Annotated in this window: 5 protein-coding genes; 4 read left to right on the forward strand and 1 reads right to left on the reverse strand. The window is 68.1% G+C overall.

Features of this window, described 5'->3' with window-relative positions; genetic code table 11:
- The 4 genes from AB1578_22285 to AB1578_22300 all read left to right on the forward strand — a co-directional run.
- The coding region (locus AB1578_22285; protein ID MEW6490627.1) for a metallophosphoesterase at nt 1-767 on the forward strand (767 nt) is incomplete at its 5' end.
- 277 nt (nt 768-1,044) lie between these two features.
- Nucleotides 1,045-2,442 (forward strand): MATE family efflux transporter, encoded by a 1,398-nt coding sequence (locus tag AB1578_22290; GenBank protein MEW6490628.1) that lies wholly within the window; start codon nt 1,045-1,047, stop codon nt 2,440-2,442.
- Between the two features lie 16 nt (nt 2,443-2,458).
- Nucleotides 2,459-2,800, forward strand: a complete 342-nt coding sequence (locus AB1578_22295) for a DUF6516 family protein (protein ID MEW6490629.1) — start codon at nt 2,459-2,461, stop codon at nt 2,798-2,800.
- Nucleotides 2,801-3,105: 305 nt separating this feature from the next.
- Complete coding sequence (locus tag AB1578_22300) at nt 3,106-3,792, forward strand: AmiS/UreI family transporter (protein MEW6490630.1); 687 nt, start codon at nt 3,106-3,108, stop codon at nt 3,790-3,792.
- A gap of 258 nt (nt 3,793-4,050) precedes the next feature.
- Here the strand turns inward: AB1578_22300 and AB1578_22305 are convergent.
- The coding region (locus AB1578_22305; GenBank protein MEW6490631.1) for a 4,5-DOPA dioxygenase extradiol at nt 4,051-4,327 on the reverse strand (277 nt) is incomplete at its 5' end.

A 4,327-nucleotide genomic window follows, 5' to 3' on the forward strand; every position in this document is an offset into this window, starting at 1 on the left:
TCCTCGCCACCTCGGCGGTGGGGATCTACGGCCTCTTCGAGGCCACGGACCTGCGGGTGGAAACGGTGCGCCTGACCACGGAGAAGCTGCCCGCCGGCGTGGACCGCCTGCGGATCGCCCAGGTCTCGGACCTGCACCTGGGGCTCCTCCACCGGGAGGAGGCCCTGGCCCCGGTGATCTCCGCCGTGCGCGAGCTGGAACCGGATCTCTTGGTGGCCACCGGCGACATCGTGGACGCCCAGATGGACCACCTGGACGGGCTCACGGCCCTGTGGCAACGCCTGGAGCCGCCCCTGGGCAAGTTCGCCGTGACCGGGAACCACGAATACTACGCGGGCCTCGCCCAGGGGCTCGACTTCCTCGCCCGCAGCGGCTTTGCGGTGCTGCGAAATGAGGCGGTGCCCGTGGGTGATACCCTCGTCATCGCAGGGGTCGACGACCCCGCAGGGAGCCGCACCCCGGACGACGCCGCGGTGCTGGGCCCGGCCGCCACCGGTGCACTCTTCACGGTGCTCCTCAAGCACCGCCCCTGGGTCTCGGAGGCCGCGACCGGGCTCTTCGACCTTCAGCTCTCGGGCCACACCCACCGGGGCCAGATCTTCCCCTTCCACCTCTTCGTGCGGCGAGCCTATCCCTACCTGGAAGGACTCCATACGCTGCCGGGAGGCGGTCGGCTCTACGTGAGCCGGGGCACCGGTACCTGGGGCCCGCCCATGCGGGTGCTCGCCCCGCCCGAGGTCACCCTCTTCGAGATCGCGCGGCCGTAGCCGTGGCGCGCGGGTCCGCCCGCGTGAGCCGCGAAGGACCCTACGCAGGGGGACGCGTTGCCGCGGCAGCACCTTCCCGTGCAGCCCCACGGGCCTCTTCCTCGAAATCGAAATCGCAATCGAGATCGGCAGCGAAGGCAAGACCCGCGGGGCTCGGGAACCCGATTTCGATTTCGACCTCGATTTCGCTTTCGAGGGGAGCCTCGGTCGAGTTGTTTGGGTGTCCCCCCTGGGCCGATTCGCGCGGCACGTCTTGGCCGCTTCTGGAGGAGTCCCCTTGCCCGTCCGCAACTCCTGGCGCGACCTGTGGCGGCTCGCCTGGCCCATGGTGGGGGCGATGTTTCTCCAGTTTCTCGTCGGCCTGGCGGACGTGTACGTCGCCGGCCGGTTCGGGCCGGCGGCCCAGGGGGCCGTGGGGTTTTGCGCGACGGTGCTCTTCTTCTTCAACGTGGTGGGAAACGCCCTGGGGGTGGGGCTCGTGGCGGTCATCGCCCGGAGCGAAGGGGCCGGGAGCGCCACGGCGAGCGCCCACGCCTCGCGCCAGGGGCTCTTGCTCGCGGGGGCGGCCATGGCGCCCCTCTCACTCCTCGGAATGCTCGCGAGCCCCGGTCCCCAGGCCCTCGCCTTCCTCCCCCCCGAGGTAGCGATCTGGACGGCGGAGTTGCTCCCCTGGTACGCGGCCGCGGCCTTTCCCCAGGCGGTGCTGGTGACGGCAGCGGCGCTCTTCCGCGCCAGGGGACTTCCCCTCTGGATGCTGGGGGCGGCGGCGGTCGTCACCGCCCTCAACGTTCCCGGAAACTTCGCCCTGGCGTTCGGACTCGGGGGGCTCCCGGCCCTGGGCCCCCTGGGGATCGCCGCGGCCACGGGGGCAAGCCTGCTCGCGGGTGCCGCGTTTTCCCTGGCGGGGCTCTCGTCCCACGGAATCCTGCGGGGAAGCTGGCGGCCCGACCTCGGCCTCGCCCGCCGATTGGCACAGCTCGCGTGGCCCGCGGGCCTCCTCCAGGTGGGATGGCACCTGGGAACCCTGGCCCTCTACGCCATCCTGGGGCGCCTGGGGGCGAGCGCTGTCACCGCCACCGCGGCCCTCACCAACGGGCTGCGCATCGAGGCCGTGCTGTACCTGCCGGCCTTCGCCCTCAACATGGCGGCGGGCGTGCTCGTGGGACAGGCCCTGGGGGCGGGGAGGCCGGAAGAAGCGGCCCGGGCCGGGTGGCGCACCGCGGGGGCCGGGGCGACCGTGCTCACGGCCCTGGCCCTGCCCGTGTTCCTTTGGTCTCGGGAGCTCGCCGGCCTGATCACCCCCGACCCCGCCGTCCGGGAAGCCACCCACCTCTACCTGCGGTGCAACATGGTGAGCCAGCCCTTCATGGCGCTTTCCGTGTGCCTGGGAGGCGGGCTCCAGGGCGCGGGCGACACCCGGGGCACCATGGCGGTGGTGCTGGGCGCCCTGTGGGTGCTGCGCATCCCCCTGGCGGCCCTCCTCGCCCTGGCCACGCCCCTGGGCGCCCTCGGCGTGTGGGCGGCCATGGTGACGTCACAGACCGTGCAGGGGGTGTGGATGGCCCGGCGCTTCCGGCGGGGAGCGTGGAGGGGAGGAGCCACCGGCCGGGCGGTCGTCACGTCCCAGACGCAATCGACCGCAGGGATGGGAGTCGGCTCTTCGCGGGAGAGGTGATCCCAGGGGTCGCCAGATCAGGTACACGTTCCACTGGCAAGACCGAAACGGGAACCTCCTCCTCCGAAGGGACAACGCCGACCACTGGCCCCACCTCGAGACATCTGCGCACCGCCGGCCTGTGGGAAACGCCCAGACAGCCAAGCCACCATCCGACGCAGCTACCCTGAGGGAAGTCCTGTTGGCCATCCGTCGCAGGGACTCGACGGCCGGGCCCCCGGTAAACGCAACCGGCCGTGTGGGCTTCCCTAGCCGCCTCCCGCTCGGAGAACTGGAGACACCCCGCACCCGCTACACAGGGGGCTTCGAAGGGTGCGGGGCGAGCACAGCCGGCAAGTACAACCCAGCACAAGGCTGACCCAAGGTGGTGAGCGGCAAATCGCTTTGTCTCCTTTTGGGACGAAACACGTTTCTATTTCTCGGGTCCAATTCAAGGAGGAAGCGACACATGCACGCGTAGATCCTAAGAAAAGTTGCCTTCTCGCGAGCACTTCTTCAAGACGGCATCTCCGGTACAACGTTTGCTTAAAATGCGGCTGGGTCAATCAGCGGATTGCCGAGGGGGGGGCATCGGTGGAAGGAGGTGCAGGGAGCAGGTGTGTGCTGGAGGGGTCCGCTACGGGTGAGTGAGAGCCTACGTTTCAACCACAAGGAGGATCGCGCATGGTGTACATCGTTCTGTACCTGGTGGGAGCCATCCTGGCCGTCAACGGACTCACGATGGCCCAGACGATCACGGCCTTCAACCCGATCGCGGGGCAAGCGAACGTTCCCGTGCTCGGACTGGCGTTTTCTGCAACCGGCATCGGGATGCTGAACCTGGTTATCGGCGGTCTCATCGTCGTGATGGCCCTGATCATCGCCACGAAGGGGTTATACGACGGCTTTGGCGAGACCGTGTCGTCCGTCGTAGCGGCGACATGCCTGACGTTTGCTATCGCATACGTCTCTCTTGGAGCCGGGATCTACGCCATGTACAATCCAAACAATGCTGCCCTTGCGTCTTCTGTTGTATCAGAAGGAGCTGCAGCCAATCCATTTGTTGCATTCGCAGCCCTGCAGCCCCTCGGATGGTACTGTTTCCCCATGTCTATCATGTTGTTCATCATCTCTCTAGGTTTCTTCAACGCCGTCGGAAAGAAGCTTCCAAAGGTTCCACAATTTGGAGTTCTCTGGCTCCTCTGGGCAATTACTTTCTTCCTGTTCTTCTACGTACTCGGCCTCGGAAACTACGGGGCGGGCTTGAGTCTGCTCAAGATGACCGGCTGGTGGACGCTCGGGGTAGGTGTGGTCAGCTGTGCCTACCCGGCCTTGGGATACTTCAATGCCGGCAAGGTCGGCGCCTGGTGATCGTCGAGTGAGTCTTGCCCGGACGCGCCGGGGATGACCCGCCAAGGCTGGCGGGACCTGGCATTCCCAAGACCGGGTAGCAGGGGCGAGTTCAAGGCCGAGGGGCGGAGCAAGACGAGCTGCTCCGCCCCTCGGCTGCGAACGGGACGTACGAGGTGGTGCGCGACGCTTCGCGGGGCCGATCTTCTCTTCGTACCGGCCCTCGGCTTTCCGTACCCCGCGGACGGGTCGTAGCCCACGGCTCCCGCAGGCCCGCCCTCACCCCACCTGAAGGCAGCGCATGGAGATCGAAGCGTTCTCCATCCCCTCGTGGACGAAGGTCACCGGCTCGCCGGCCTCCTGGAGGGCGAGCGCGTAGACCATGGGGAGGTAGTGGTCCAGCGTCGGCACCGCCAGGGACGCGCTCGGGGCCACCAGGTCCCGATGGTTGCCGGAGACCAGGCACTGCCTGACCCGCTCGTCGAACTCCACGGCCCAGGGGTTGGGGGCGGGCGTCCATGTCCCAGTCGATGCGGGCCACAGGTTGTGGACGATG

It is taken from the genome of Thermodesulfobacteriota bacterium, from assembly GCA_040756475.1.
In the GTDB taxonomy this organism is placed as follows: Bacteria; Desulfobacterota; Deferrisomatia; order Deferrisomatales; family JACRMM01; genus JBFLZB01.